This is a genomic window from Micromonospora sp. PTRAS2 (assembly GCF_054052245.1).
In genome coordinates, this window is record NZ_JBSWBU010000006.1 from 23,914 (window position 1) to 37,445 (window position 13,532).

Annotated in this window: 11 protein-coding genes; 1 reads left to right on the forward strand and 10 read right to left on the reverse strand. The window is 74.7% G+C overall.

What is annotated here, in order from left to right:
• The 9 genes from fabF to ACVMYR_RS20050 all read right to left on the reverse strand — a co-directional run bounded on the left by fabF (nt 1) and on the right by ACVMYR_RS20050 (nt 10,969).
• Nucleotides 1-1,245 (reverse strand): beta-ketoacyl-ACP synthase II, encoded by a 1,245-nt coding sequence (gene fabF, locus ACVMYR_RS20010; protein ID WP_457122414.1) that lies wholly within the window; start codon nt 1,243-1,245, stop codon nt 1-3.
• Nucleotides 1,242-1,727 carry an SCP2 sterol-binding domain-containing protein gene (locus ACVMYR_RS20015; RefSeq protein WP_396790099.1) on the reverse strand — a complete coding sequence of 162 codons (486 nt, stop codon included), beginning with the start codon at nt 1,725-1,727 and terminating at the stop codon, nt 1,242-1,244. Before ACVMYR_RS20015 ends, fabF begins: the two co-directional genes overlap by 4 nt.
• Nucleotides 1,724-3,463, reverse strand: coding sequence for an FAD-dependent monooxygenase (locus tag ACVMYR_RS20020; RefSeq protein ID WP_457122415.1), 1,740 nt, complete (start codon nt 3,461-3,463; stop codon nt 1,724-1,726). The genes ACVMYR_RS20015 and ACVMYR_RS20020 overlap by 4 nt, the downstream gene beginning before the upstream one ends.
• The gene (locus ACVMYR_RS20025) at nt 3,460-4,413 is read right to left on the reverse strand and encodes a hypothetical protein (protein ID WP_457122416.1); all 954 of its coding nucleotides are present in this window, start codon (nt 4,411-4,413) and stop codon (nt 3,460-3,462) included. The genes ACVMYR_RS20020 and ACVMYR_RS20025 overlap by 4 nt, the downstream gene beginning before the upstream one ends.
• 3 nt (nt 4,414-4,416) lie before the next feature.
• Nucleotides 4,417-5,556: a hypothetical protein gene (locus ACVMYR_RS20030; RefSeq protein WP_457122417.1), complete on the reverse strand. Its 1,140-nt coding sequence runs from the start codon at nt 5,554-5,556 to the stop codon at nt 4,417-4,419.
• Nucleotides 5,557-5,559: 3 nt separating this feature from the next.
• Nucleotides 5,560-5,853 carry an acyl carrier protein gene (locus ACVMYR_RS20035; protein ID WP_043963208.1) on the reverse strand — a complete coding sequence of 98 codons (294 nt, stop codon included), beginning with the start codon at nt 5,851-5,853 and terminating at the stop codon, nt 5,560-5,562.
• Between the two features lie 143 nt (nt 5,854-5,996).
• Nucleotides 5,997-8,894 carry an ATP-binding protein gene (locus tag ACVMYR_RS20040; RefSeq protein ID WP_457122418.1) on the reverse strand — a complete coding sequence of 966 codons (2,898 nt, stop codon included), beginning with the start codon at nt 8,892-8,894 and terminating at the stop codon, nt 5,997-5,999.
• A gap of 78 nt (nt 8,895-8,972) precedes the next feature.
• Entirely contained in the window at nt 8,973-9,929 is a 957-nt protein-coding gene (locus tag ACVMYR_RS20045) for a beta-ketoacyl-ACP synthase 3 (protein ID WP_077937530.1), read from the reverse strand.
• Between the two features lie 440 nt (nt 9,930-10,369).
• Nucleotides 10,370-10,969, reverse strand: a complete 600-nt coding sequence (locus ACVMYR_RS20050) for a TetR/AcrR family transcriptional regulator (RefSeq protein ID WP_457122419.1) — start codon at nt 10,967-10,969, stop codon at nt 10,370-10,372.
• Between the two features lie 108 nt (nt 10,970-11,077).
• Between ACVMYR_RS20050 and ACVMYR_RS20055 the strand changes: the two genes are divergently transcribed.
• Nucleotides 11,078-12,577, forward strand: a complete 1,500-nt coding sequence (locus ACVMYR_RS20055; protein ID WP_457122420.1) for a flavin-containing monooxygenase — start codon at nt 11,078-11,080, stop codon at nt 12,575-12,577.
• 24 nt (nt 12,578-12,601) lie between these two features.
• Here ACVMYR_RS20055 and ACVMYR_RS20060 read toward each other — a convergent pair whose 3' ends face one another.
• The gene (locus ACVMYR_RS20060; protein WP_077937527.1) at nt 12,602-13,528 is read right to left on the reverse strand and encodes a hypothetical protein; all 927 of its coding nucleotides are present in this window, start codon (nt 13,526-13,528) and stop codon (nt 12,602-12,604) included.
• Between the last annotated feature and the right edge of the window lie 4 nt (nt 13,529-13,532).

The window sequence follows — 13,532 nt, forward strand, 5'->3', positions numbered from 1 at the left end:
TCACTCCTCGGGTTGGTGGCGGCGGAACACGAGCGAGGCGTTGTGGCCACCGAAGGCGAACGAGTTCGACAGGGCGGCGCGGACCTGCCGGGAGCGGCCGACGTTGGGCACGTAGTCCAGGTCGCACTCGGGATCGGGGACCTGGTGGTTGACCGTGGGCGGGATCCACTGGTGCCGCAGGGCCAGCGCGCAGATCGCGGCCTCCAGGGCCCCGGCGGCACCGAGCAGGTGGCCCGTCATCGACTTGGTCGAGCTGACCGGCAGCGCTGCGGCGTACGCGCCGAACGCCCGCCGGATGGCCACCGTCTCGGCGATGTCGGCCATCTTCGTCGACGTCGCGTGGGCGTTGACGTAGTCGACGTGGCCGGCGGGGAGGCCGGCGTCGGCCAGCGCCGCGGTCATGGCGGCCGCGGCGCCCCGGCCGGTGGGGTCGGGGGCCGTCATGTGGTGCGCGTCGTTGCTCTGCCCGAACCCGCTGACCTCGGCGTAGACGCGCGCGCCCCGGCGCAGGGCCGCCTCGACCGGTTCGAGCACCAGCATCGCCGCGCCCTCGGCGAGCACGAAGCCGTCCCGGCGGGCGTCGAACGGCCGTGAGGCCCCCGTGGGGTCGTCGTTGCGCACGGACAGGGCGCGCATGTTCGCGAAGCCGGCGACGATCGGCGACACGAGGCAGGACTCGGCGCCGCCGGCCACCGCGGCGTCGGCGTACCCGTCCCGGACCAGCCGCATCGCCTGCCCGACCGCGTCGGTCGACGCCGCGCACGCGGTGACCGGCGCCGAGCTGGGCCCGCGCAGGCCGAACCGGTGGGCGACGAACGCGGCCGGCATGTTCGCGATCGAGTTCGGCACGAAGAAGGGCGACACCATCCGGGGCCGGTCGATGTCGACGTGCACGCCCCGCTCGATGCTCGCGGCGCCGCCGATCGCGCTGCCCACGACGGTGGCCGTGCTGTCCGGGTCAGCGAGGCCGCCCGCGTCGTCGACGGCCTGCTGCGCCGCCGCCAGTGCGAAGTGCAGCACCCGGTCGAGGCGGATGCAGTCCTTGCGGGACACCCAGTCGTGCGGGTCGAAGTCGACGACCTCGCCGGCGATCTGCACGGGCAGCCGGGTCGCGTCGAACCGCGAGATGGGCCGGATCCCGGACGAGCCGCGCCGCAGCCCGTCCCACACCGCGTCCACGCCGACGCCGAGCGGGGTGACCAGGCCGATCCCGGTGACCGCCACCCGGCGACGGGTCGGTGTCATCGCGGCCCGTCGCCGTCGAGGCCGAACATGCGTTCCATCCGCATGGCGAGCTGCACGTCGCCCTGCACCCGCAGCTGCCCGTGCAGCATCAGGTCGACGCCGCGCCGGGCGCCGCTGGCCATCTCGACGAAGGCGGCGCTGTCGAAGACGAGCGTCACCGCGGCGGCACGGTCGGCGGCGACGGGCCGCACCTCGCACCCGTGCGGCCCGAGCGCCAGGTCGTACTCGATCGGTTCGGCCGGCGGCCGGCGCACCCGCCAGCGGGCCACCGTCTCCTCGCCGAGGAGGTTGCGGACGAAGAAGTCCGGCATCCGCCGGAACGCGTCGTGCAGCACCTCGGCGCCCGCCGGGGTGCGCAGCCAGGCCACGAGCTGGGCGCGGGTCAGGTCGGCCAGGGCGGCGCGGACGGCCGCCCGTTCCCCGGAGCGCAGGCCGGCCTCGGTCGCCGGCGCCAGGGCCTCCGGGCGCTCGGTCTCGGTCATCGGATTCCCGCCCTTCCGACGGTCGTCGCCGACAGTCCCGCGGCGGCCGTCAACGCCGCCGCCAGTTCCCGCTCCGGGTCCTCGCCGGGCAGCCGGTCGGCCACGTGCCCGTCGGGCCGGACCAGCACCGCCTCCCGTGGGGCCAGCCGGTAGGCGTCGGCGAAGGCCCCGGTGGTGTCGGCGACGGTGTCCGCCGACTCCGGTGCGTCGGCGTCCGTCACGGCGACGAGCACCACCGGCACGGGGCCCGGCCAGGCCCGTACGGCGTGCCGCCACCGGTCGGCGGGCCCGGCCGTGAACAGCGCGAAGCCGGTCGCGGTCCAGTCCTCCACGGCGGCGCGGCGGGTGGCGGAGTCGAGCCAGGCGTGCGGCGCGCGCGCCCCGGGCACGGCCTCCGGCTGGTAGCGCACGACGTCGCGTACCACCTCGGCGGGTGCGTCGGCGGCCCGGTCCGCCGCCGACGGGTACCGGAAGCCGAGGGCCTGCCCGGCGAAGTCGAAGTGGGGCCGGTGCTGTTCCAGCATCGGCGCGAGCGCCGCGACGGCGTCCCGGGCGTCGTCGCCGGCACGGGCCAGGGCCGTGGCGTAGGGGGCGGCGTCGTGCTCCAGGAAGTCCCGCATGAGCAGCGCGTTGTGCTCGCTCTGCCGGGCGTTGAAGTCGGCCACCGGGCGGCGCTCCCGCTCGTAGTCGTCGAGCAGTCCCGCCCCGCCCCAGCCCCGCAGCACCGCCGCCAGCCGCCAGGCCAGGTGGTGGGCGTCCTGGATGCCGGTGTTCATGCCGAAGCCGCCGGTGGGCGGGAAGGTGTGGGCCGCGTCCCCGGCGACGAACACCCGCCCGGAACCGTCCCGCCACCGGTGCGCGGCGGTGGTGCCCATGGTCCAGGTCCGGACCGAGCGGACCTCGACCCGGACCGACGCGCCGACCGCCTCGGCGACGAGGGCCGCGTGGTCCCGGTCGGGGGCGAACAGCGTCTCGTCGGCGTCGTCGCCGAGCGCGGGCACCTCCAGCAGCCACTCTCTGCGCTGCGGGTCCACGGCGATGATCACCCCGTTCACCCGGGGGTTGACGATCCAGTACAGGGCGCTCTCCCGGCCCCGGATCCAGGGGGTGAGGTCGCCGACGAAGTGCACGTCCAGCAGGCGGCCCAGCGGCGGCTGGTGCCGCACCTCCAGCCCGGCCCTGCTGCGGATCCGGCCGTGCAGACCCTCGGCGAGCACGGCGTACCGGGCCTCGACGTGCCCGACCACGCCGTCGGGGCCGCGGTGGGTGAGGCGGACGCCGACGTCCGGGTCGGCGACGAGGTCGGTCACCGTCGTGCCCGTCCGAAGCTCCACGCCGGGGTTCGCGCGCAGCGCGTCCGCGAGGATCCGTTCGAGCCGGTGCTGCGGGCAGATGGTCGGCAGCACGGGGCTCTGCGCCATCATCCGCATCAGCGTGGCGGCGTCGGAGACCAGCTCGATCGAGCCGAGGTGGACGCCCGCAAGGGAACGGACGAACGACACCCGGGGCATGTCCTCGATGGGCACCCCGGCCTGCCGGACGGCCTCCGCGAGCCCGAACCGGCGCAGGATCTCCATCGTCCGGGCGTTGACCATGGTGGCCCTCGGGTGCCGGGCGGGGGTGGCGCGCGCCTCGACGACCGTCGAGCGGATGCCGTGGGCCGCCAGAGCGTGTGCGGCGGCGAGGCCGACGGGGCCGCCGCCGACGATCGCCACCTCGGTACGGGAGTCCGTCACCGTGGGCCTGCCGACACGGTCGGTCCTGCGGCGGCGACGAGCGCCGGCGCCAGGCGGCGGTGCACCGCCCTGGACAGCGCCCCCCGGTTCACGGCGTGGGCCGCGACGAGCACCGGCAGACCGAGCAGGATCGCCCCGGCCAGGGTGCCGACGAAGGCGCCGGTCAGCAGCGCCCGCCCGCCGGCGGTCCGGCGCTGTCGGATCCGGCGCCCCCACCACCCGAACGCGACCCCGGCGAGCAGGTCCCCGGCGGCGATCGGCACCTCCACCGGTGCCGCGTCCCGGCGGTGCAGCAGGTCGCCGACGCGGTGGGCGAGGGGCGCGGCGGCCGGCGTGGTGAGCACGGCGGCGAGTTCCTCGCCCAGGTCGCGCACCCGCGTCAGCTCCCGCTCGTTCACGCCGGCCGCGGGGAACCGCCAGAAGGGGCCCCGGCGGCCGGCCAGCAGCCACCGCAGCGTGGTGACGAAGGTGACCCCGGCCGGCGCGGTGTCGATGGCGGCCACGGTGCCCACCAGCCGCCCGCCCGCCGCCTCCACCAGCCGCCGGAACTCCAGCGCCGCCGAATACCACATGTTGCGGCACGCGACCACGCCGAGCACGTCCCGCCCGGCGAGGTGACCGCTGTCCAGCAGGGACCGGACGGGGATCGACGGGGCGAGGTACCAGACCTGGTAGCCGAGCACCACGAGGTCGCCCGGGGACGCGGTGGGAGGATCCAGGGTGTACGGCACCCGCGCCGCCGGGTCGACCGCCTCGCCGAAGATGCCGAAGAAGCGGCGCACCGGCCACGGGAAGGGGTACGGGGTGACCGGCCGGACCGTGACGGTGTCGACCTCGACGCCCGCCTTCGCCAGCGGGGCCGTCAGGGCACCCAGGACCTCGTCGAGTTGGCCGGTCTGGCTGTAGGAGTAGACGGTCACGGTCGGCGGGGCCGAGGCGGCGTCCGGCACCCGTCAGCCCTCCCCGTCGGCGGTCACCGCGGTCAGGTGCATGAACGAGACGGAGAACCGGCCCGACTCGGGCACCATGCACAGCATGGTGTCGCCGGGGTTGACCAGCCCCTGGGAGAGGATCTCCTCCAGGATCACGTAGATGCTGGCGCACCCGATGTTGCCCACCTGCGGCAGGTTGCTGTACCACACGTCGACGGGCGGGCCGGGGGTGCCGCGGCGGGCCATCTCGCGCAGCACCATCTGCTTCATCCGCTCGCTGGAGTAGTGCGCGGGAAGCCACCGCAGGGTGTGTGGGTCGAACCGGCCGGCCGCGAGCAGCCGCTCGTATTCGTCGATGCCGACCTTCACCAGGTGCGGCAGCAGCGCGAGGTTCTGCCGCAGGGACAGGGCGCCGTCGGCGAGGGCGTCGGCCGGGGTGTCGTAGTCCCACCACGCCTTGGTGGAGGTGTTGTTCGGCAGGCCGAAGTACATGCAGGTGTCGCCGGTGTTCGCATACGACGTCAGGGTGAGCCAGTCGATGCGCAGGCTGACCCCGGCGGAGGCGGGCCGGTCCTGGACGAGCGCCGCGCCGGCGCCGTCGGAGAGCATGTAGCGCAGGAAGGCCATCTCCAGCGCCAGGGAGCCCTCCTCGTCCACCGGGCGGACGTCGCTGTTCCGGATGCTCTTGAAGCTGCGGGTCGGGTTCTCGCAGGCCACGGCGATCGCGTTGCGCTTCTCGCCGACGTTGATCTGGAGGTAGGCGTTCTTCAGGGCCATCATCCCGGAGTTGCACACGCCGTGCGTCGAGACGATCTCGCACGGCGCGTTGCCCAGCTCGCCGTGCACCATGCTGGCCATTCCCGGTGCGATCAGGTCCGGGATGGTGCTGCCGGCGGCGATCAGGTCGATGTCGTCGAGCTGGATCTCCGACCGGGCGACGGCGGCGCGCACGGCCTCGGCCGCCATCCGGGTGTTCGAGTACCGGGTCTGCTGGTTCTTGTCGATCGCGTAGTACCGCGTCTTGATGCCGGCGTTGGCGAGGGTCTGCTCCCGCAGGTTGGACGTCGCCCGGCCGATGACGCCGATGTAGTCCTCGACCTCCTCGTTGGGCACCGGCTCGCCAGGCAGGAAGCGGCCCATCGCGGTGATGTAGGCGGGCATGTGTCACCTCTCCAGGACGGTCGATTCGCCGGCGCCGGCGCCGGCCACGCGGTCCGACATGCGTCGGCGGACGAAGGCGACGACGTCGCCGACGGTCCGGATCTCGGCGATGCCCTCGTTGTCGAGGGCCACCGAGTACTTGCTCTGCAGCGCCTGCGCCATCCCGATCAGGTCCAGCGAGTCGAGACCCAGCTCGTCGAAGAGCTGCGTGGTCGGCCCCACCCGGGCCGGGTCGACGGCGCAGTGGTTCGCCAACAGCGTCGTGACGTCGTCGTACAACTCGTCATCGAGCGTCATGCGCAACCTCCCCCGGTCGACGGCGGTGAGCCGTCGACGTCGTCGTCGTGCGGGCGGGGCCGTGACGCCCCGCGGCACGGGATACAGACTGTCGGCCGGCACCCCGGCCGACCATCCGGAGAACCCCGCTCGGGCACCCCGAATCAGCCGGCGCGGCGTCGGGCGGGGGTTCGGGGTGCCGACCACGCGTCGGGGCGGCCCGTCGCCCGGGTGGCGGGGCGCCGGATGCGTTCCCGCTCCACGGCTCGCGCGAGCAGGGCCCGCGAGGTGATGCCGAGCTTGCCGAAGATGCGGGTCAGGTGGGTCTCCACCGTCTTGGCGCTCAGCAGCAGGGTCGCGGCGATCTGCCGGTTGGTGCGGCCCGCCGCCACCAGCTCGGCGATCTGCCACTCCCGGTCCGACAGCGGCAGGCGCTGGTCGGCCACCGTCGGCACCGGGCCCAGCGGGGTGCGCCGGCCGAGCCGGCGCAGTTCCCTGGCGGCCTCCCGTTCGTAGCGCACCGCGCCGCAGTCCCGGAACTCGTCGAGCGCCACCCGCAGCACGGTCGCCGCGCCGGCCCGGTTGCCGCCCAGGGCCAGCGCCGCGGCCTCGGTGAGCATGTCCCGGGCCGCCTCGACGCGCGCGCCGGCCGCGGCGGCGGACCGGGCGGCGGCGCGGGCGCACTCCGCCGCCGCAGCCGCGTCCCGTCGGGCGAGGTGCACCATCGCCCGGGCCCGTCGGGCGTGGACCGTGGCCATCGGCAGCCCCGTGGCCCGGGCGACGTCCTCGGCGGCGCGGGCCTGCTCGTCGGCCTCGTCGAAGCGGTTCTCGCCGAGCGCCGCCGCAGCGGCGCAGCAGCGCCACGCCCCGTCGCTGACGGGGTCGACGGGTGCCACCCGCCGCAGCGCCACGACCGTCTCCAGGTCGGCGACGACGTCGCCCACGTCGATCCGGACGATGGTCGCCCACTGCTCGGCCAGCGCCCGCGAGGTGTCGTCGTCGCCGGTCGCGGCGACGGCCTCCAGCGCCAGCCGAACCGCGCCGTCGTCGTCGTCGGCCAGCGTACGGAGCTCGGCGGCGGTCAGCAGCGCCCAGGGCAGCACGGCCCGCGCCTGCCCGTCCTCGGCGAGTTCGACGGCGGCCTCGACGAGTTCCGCCGCCTCCGCCGGCTCCCCGAGGGCGAGTCGGGCCCGGGCGGCGATCCAGAGCGCCGGGGCGCGCCACCAGGCGGCCGGGGCGGGCCGCCGGTAGGACAGCAGCCGGTCGACGAGCACGATGGCCTCGGCGTAGCCGCCCATCAACAGTTCGAGCAGCGCCGGGACGAGCAGCGCCTCGGGGTGCGCCGGCAGCTCCCGGTCGCAGACCAGGGCCAGCTCCCGCCGGGCCGCGACGCGGGCCGCCAGCGCCTGGTTCATGGCGTGCTGCTGGAGCTGGCCGAGGCCGACGAGACCGTTGGCCAGGGCACGGGCGGGGGGCGTGCGGGCGTGCTGGAGCGACTCGGCGGCCAGCCGCTGCAGCTCCGCGGAGTCGCCCGCCTGGGCGGCGGCGCAGGCCCCGAGCGCCGACAGCAGCGCCACGGCCTCCGTGTCGGCGCTGTCCGCCTCCGCGCGCAGCGCCCGGACCCGCTCCCGCGTCCTGGTGTGGTGTCCGGTCAGGAGCTCCACCATGGCCAGCCGGCGGGCCAGTTCGAGCCGGCCGTCGGGGCGTCGGCCGGGCTCGTGCGACCAGGCCCGGTCGTATGCGGCGCGGGCCTGCTGCAGCAACCCGGCCGCCGCGGCGGCGTCGCCCTGGCCCAGGAGCGCCTCGTGCCGGGCCACCGGGTCCCGTTCCAGGGCGCGGGCGGTCCGGAACCACTCGGCGGCCCGTGCCGGGTCCACGTCCATGGTCTCCCGCGCGGCCTCGGTCAGGGTGGCCGCCGCCTCCGGGTCCGGCGGGGTGGCGAACGCCGCCAGGTGCACGGCACGCCGCCGGGCGGGAGCGCCGCGCAGCGCCTCGGCGGCCCGTCGGTGGCCGGACACCCGGCGGCCCGGCGAGGCGAGCTGGTAGACCCCGTGGCGGACGATCGGCTGCCGGAAGGCGAACTCACGCGGTACGTCGGTCTCCCTGATCAGCCCGGAGGAGACCAGCTCGTCCGCCGCCAGGAGGGTCTGTTCGTCGGTGGTGCCGTTGACGGCCCGCACGAGTTCCAGGTGGAAGGTCTCCCCCACGATCGCCGCGGACGTGAGCAGGTGCCGCGCGGGCTCGCTGAGGCGGCCGAGTTCCCAGCGCAGCACGGTGACGATCCGGTCGGGAAGGCGGTCGACGGGCCGGCCGCCCTGCTCGGCCAGGGCCCGCAGGTAGCAGGGGTTGCCGCCGCAGAGGCGCAGCAGCTCGGCCCGGCGGCGCGGGCCGCGTACGGCGGTCAGGAACGCCTCGGCCTCCCGGTCGGGCAGCGGCTCCAGCTCGACGGCGACGCCGGGCTGTTCGGTGCACAGGCACAGGCCGACCAGCGGCCCCTCGCATGGCCCGCTGCGCCAGGCGGCGAGCAGCAGCAGCCGGCCCTTGGGCTGCCGTTCGAGCAGGTGGGCGAGGAAGGCCACGGATTCCCGGTCGGCCCACTGCAGGTCGTCGAGGACGAGGACGAGGCCCGACGGCTCGGCGAGCCGCTCCACGAGCGCCCGCATCGCCCGGTGGGCGCGGTAGTTGTTGTCCTGGGCCGCCTGCGGGCAGGTCTGGTCCCGGCCGCTCAGCGAGGGGAAGACCCGCGCGAGGTCGGCCACCCGGTTGTCGCCCAACCCGGCCAGCAGGTCGCCGCCCAGGCCGTCGAGGTAGTCGTCCAGCGCGTGCACCAGCAGGCTGAACGGCACGTGTCGCTCGTATTCGCTGCCCCGGCCCCGGAGCACCAGGAAGCCCTCCCCGGCGGCCTCCTCGGCGACCGCGTTGAGCAGCCAGGTCTTGCCGGTGCCGGGATCGCCCCGGACGAAGGCCCAGGCCGTGCCGGACCCCGCCAGGTCGAACACCGTACGCAGTTGGTCGAGTTCACGACGCCGCGGCGTCGCGGCGGTGTTGTCGATGAATGGCATTGCTCTCCCCCGTCTGGACGACCTCGGTGATGACGTTCGCCGGTGGCGGGGACCGCGCCGCCGGCCGGACGCCGGGACTCACGGCACCTGGACGACCTGGGCGGCGTAGGCCAGCCCGGCACCGAAGCCGACCAGCAGCGCCCAGTCGCCGCGGTGGGCGCGCCCGGCCTGCCGGAGCTGCTCCAGGGCCAGCGGGATGGACGCCGCGGAGGTGTTTCCGGCGTTGATGATGTCGTCGGCGACCGGGGTGTCGGCCGACAGGCCGAGCCGTTCGGCGGCCCGCTCGATGATGCGCAGGTTGGCCTGGTGCGGCACGAACGCCCTGACCTGGGCCATCTCCAGGCCCGCTGCCTCCACCGCGCGCCGGCCGAGCTCCGGAACGGTGTCGATGGCCCAGCGGAACACCTCACGCCCCGCCATCTGCATGGTCGGCCAGGGCTGCTCCGGTCGGTCCCGGTAGTCCCGCCAGCTCGCCCCGTGGGCGATGAGCTCGCGACGGGCGCCGTCGGCGCCCCACACCGTCGGCCCGATCCCCATCGTGTCGCCGGGGCCGATGACCACGGCCCCGGCGCCGTCGGCGAACAGCAGCGCGGCGCTGCCCTCGCGGGAGACCAGGTCGGTCATCCGGTCGACGCCGATCAGCAGCACGTGCCGGACGGTCCCGGCGCGGACCAGCGCGTCGGCCATGCCCACCCCGTAGCTGAACCCGGCGCAGGCGGCGTCGATGTCGAGTGCCGCCGCCCGCCGGGCCCCCAGCCTGAAGGCGATCTCGGGGGCCGCCGCCGGGGTCTGCCGGAGGTCCGACATGGAGGCGACGAGCACCATGTCGACGGCGTCGGCGGAGATGCCGGCGGCGGCCAGCGCCCGGCTGCCGGCCCGGCTGGCCATTTCCGTGATGGTCTCGTCCGCGGCGGCGTGTCCACGTCGTACGACGCCGGTGCGGCGCCTGACCCAGTCGTCCGTATAGGTCGTGCCCCGCACCAGATCATCGTTACATACAATTGTCCGTGGTCGATATGTGCCGATGCCGATCATCCTCGCGCCAGAAGTCGCCAAGGCCACCTACACCACCAATCGCACGTTCTCGGCAAACGGGAATGTGAATCGCCCACGACTTAGCGCCGAATCGAATCGCCCGCTCTGCGGGAGCCCACGATCCGGCTCACCCAGCAAGGAACAACAAAGGGGAAGCGCGGCCTCCGATGGCCACACATGTCAGACAGGACAGCTCAGATTCCCCCCGAAGCTGCACTCAACCTTCGCCAAGTTACTGCCAGCAACCCGGCACTTACGGTGCCGGATGCAAATTTTTCACGATGTGAAATCTGTTCACGCTCTGATAACATCGAAGCCACTGAGGACGGACGCGACGCGCCAAGCCAGGGAATCGACACCTATAACCGTTCAAAATGGCCCGACGGGCCGTCGGATACGCCGTCACGACCAATCATTGACGGAAACCGGACAGTTTCCGCTCACCCGTCGGCCACGCCCTCCGCGCCCATCGGCGTCAACTCGGCCACGGTCGCGCGCACCAACTCGGCGACACCTCCGGGGCCGACGACGATCCGCCCCTCCAGCAGGAGCGAGGCGAGGCCGTGCACGAGCGACCAGGTGGCGAGCAGCGCCGCGGGCCGCCGCCCGGCCGGCACCTCTCGCGCCAGCCGGCCCTCGATGACCGCCATGCACCTCGCGGCCGCGGCGAGCGCCTCGGCGTTCGACCGTCCACACGGGTAGGCGTACATCAGCCGGAACAGCCCCGGGCGGTCCAGGGCGAACCGCACGTACGCCTCAGCCATGGCGGGGATCGCCTCCGCCGCGCCGCCCGCGCCGTCGGCGGCCGAGAGGCACTCGGCGAGGGCGTCGTATCCGCGCACCGCCAGGGCGGTGAGCAGCGCGTCCTTGTCCGCGTAGTGCCGGTACGGGGCGTTCGCGGAGACCCCGGCGCGGCGCGCCACCTCCCGCAGCGACAGCGCCCCTGGCTCACCGGAGGCCAGCAGCAGCTCCATCCCCGCGTCGAGCAGGGCGTGCGGCAGATTGCCGTGGTGGAAGGGACCCGACCGCGATGTTGACACTGCACACACCCTCTCCTACGCTGGCATCCGCCCGTGACATCCGAGCACCGCCCCCCGCACCGCGCGCAACCAGCCTTCCTGACCACTCCCTGAGCGGAGCGCGTAGTCATGACCGTGCGGCACGTGGACGTCGTCATCGTCGGGGCCGGCCTGTCCGGCATCGGCGCAGCCTACCGACTACAGACCAGAAGACCGGGCACCTCCTTCCTCGTCCTCGAGGCGCGCGACGCCCTCGGCGGCACCTGGGACCTCTTCCGCTACCCCGGCGTCCGCTCGGACTCCGACATGTTCACCCTCGGTTACCCGTTCCGCCCCTGGACCGGCGAGCGGTCCATCGCCGACGGGGCGGGCGTCCTGGACTACATCCGCCGCACGGCCGTCGACGCCGGCCTCGACCGGCACATCCGGCTCCACCACCGGGTGGTGCGGGCGTCCTGGTCCTCGGCGCACGCCCGGTGGACCGTGGAGGCCGAGGTCGGCCCGCAGCGGCAGCCGGCCAGCTGGTCGTGCCGGTTCCTCTACCTGTGCAGCGGCTACTTCAGCTACACCGGCGGCCACGAGATCGACCTGCCCGGGCGGGAGACCTTCCGGGGCCGGGTGGTGCACCCGCAGGACTGGCCCGAAGACCTCGACCACGCCGACCGGCGGATCGCCGTGATCGGCAGCGGCGCCACCGCGATCACCCTCGTGCCGGCGCTGGCCGAACGGGCGGCGCACGTCACCATGGTGCAACGGTCGCCGACGTACGTCGTCGCACAGCCCACCCGGGACCGGATGGTCGCCGCCCTGCGGGCGGTGCTGCCGGCGGCGGCCGTGCACCGGGCCGCCCGGGTCAAGAACGTCGCGGTCACGACCCTCGCCTACCACCTCATGCGGCGCTGGCCGGCCCGCGCCGCGGCCCTGTTGCGGGCGGGCGTGGCCCGGGAACTCGCCGGCGCGCTGCCGCTCGACCCGCACTTCCGCCCCCGCTACGACCCGTGGGACGAGCGCCTCTGCCTCAGCGCCGACGGGGACTTCTTCCGGGCCATCAGGCAACGGCGCGCCAGCGTGGTCACCGGCGAGGTCACCGCGCTGGTCCCCGACGGGCTGCGGATGGCCTCCGGCGAGACGGTGCCCGCCGACATCGTCGTCACCGCCACCGGCCTGCGCATGGTCGCGCTGGGCGAGATCGCCCTCGACGTCGACGGCACGCCGGTCGACCCGGGCCGGACGCTGATGTACAAGGGCATGATGCTGTCCGGCGTGCCGAACCTCGCCTGGTGCGTCGGCTACGCGAACGCGTCGTGGACGCTGCGCGCCGACCTCACCTCGCAGTACGTGTGCCGGCTGCTCGCACACCTGGACCGCCGCGGGCTCGCGTGGGCCGCGCCCCACGTCGACGGCCGGGCCGAAGCCGTCCGCCCCCTGGTCGGCCTCACGTCGGGATACGTGCGCCGGGCCGCCGCGAGCCTGCCCAAGCAGGGCGAACGGCCACCCTGGCGGGTCCGCCGCAACTATCCGTCCGACCTCGTCGCCCTGCGCTACGGGCGGATCGCGGACGGCGCCATGCGCTTCGGCGTGCGGGGCACGCCGGTGCGCCCCCGCAGCGGCGAGGAGTCGCTCGTGTGAACCCGGCACCACCTCGGGCCCGCGTCACCACCGCCAGGCGATCCCCGAGGCGAGCCCGCCGTAGCAGTGGTGGAAGGTCATCGAGACCAGGCCCGCGTCGTTGGGCACGATGCGCACCCCCTCGTCCGGCTCTCCCGGCCGGGCGATCCGGCTCAGCTTGTCGTATCCCCACACGGCGTCCGGCCGGTCCCCGACGAAGCGGACCCCGACCCGGTAGGTGAGGGTCGGTGCCTCGAAGGTCTGCCCGGACAGGTCGACCGCCGGGGCCTCGGCGGACCGGTGCGCGGCGGGCACCCGCTCCCGGAAGCTGAACTCGTGGGCCGCGCCCACCCCCACCGGCCGCGGGAAGCGCAGGTCGTGCAGGGTGCCTCCGGGCAGCTGCCGGGTGGTCGCCTCGGCGCCGGACACGTCGGACAGCTCGGTCGGGCTGTAGGTGCCGTACTGGAAGGTCTCCGCCGCGTCGACCAGGGAGATGACGACCCGACGCTGCCGTGACTCGACGAACCTGCGGTCCTCGATGAGGCAGACCACGTCGAGGTCGCGGATCAGCAGGCCGCCGTGCGGGACCGGGAAGTCCCCGGGGGTGGGCGCGCCCGCGTAGAAGCGGGACACCAGCCGCAACGCCAGCACGTCGACGGCCTCGTCCTCCCACATCCGGACGGCGTCCGGCTTGCGGCCGACCGACCGGCCGTACGCGGCCCGCCGGCCCTCCAGGCTGCCGCCGGCCTCGCCGGTCAGGTCGTACGCGGCCCACAGCGCCGGCCCCTGGGGAATGTCCCCGAGCGACATGACCGCCGACCGGAAGCGCTCGAAGCTGGTCTCCACCGGCAGCCCGCGGCCCCCCACGGCGTCGACCACGGCGCCGGCGCCGGCGAAACGCTTCGGCGTGCAGCCCGCGCCCTTGCGCAGGTATCTGAGATCCTTGACGAGGTCGGATTCGTCGTCGCCCACCGGT

Excerpts from the sequence above, each read along its gene's own strand:
- fabF (WP_457122414.1), bottom strand. The coding sequence starts at position 1,245 with ATGACACCGACCCGTCGCCGGGTGGCGGTCACCGGGATCGGCCTGGTC.
- ACVMYR_RS20015 (WP_396790099.1), bottom strand. The coding sequence starts at position 1,727 with ATGACCGAGACCGAGCGCCCGGAGGCCCTGGCGCCGGCGACCGAGGCC.
- ACVMYR_RS20030 (WP_457122417.1), bottom strand. The coding sequence starts at position 5,556 with ATGCCCGCCTACATCACCGCGATGGGCCGCTTCCTGCCTGGCGAGCCG.
- ACVMYR_RS20035 (WP_043963208.1), bottom strand. The coding sequence starts at position 5,853 with ATGACGCTCGATGACGAGTTGTACGACGACGTCACGACGCTGTTGGCG.
- ACVMYR_RS20040 (WP_457122418.1), bottom strand. The coding sequence starts at position 8,894 with ATGCCATTCATCGACAACACCGCCGCGACGCCGCGGCGTCGTGAACTC.
- ACVMYR_RS20045 (WP_077937530.1), bottom strand. The coding sequence starts at position 9,929 with ATGATCGGCATCGGCACATATCGACCACGGACAATTGTATGTAACGAT.
- ACVMYR_RS20055 (WP_457122420.1), top strand. The coding sequence starts at position 11,078 with ATGACCGTGCGGCACGTGGACGTCGTCATCGTCGGGGCCGGCCTGTCC.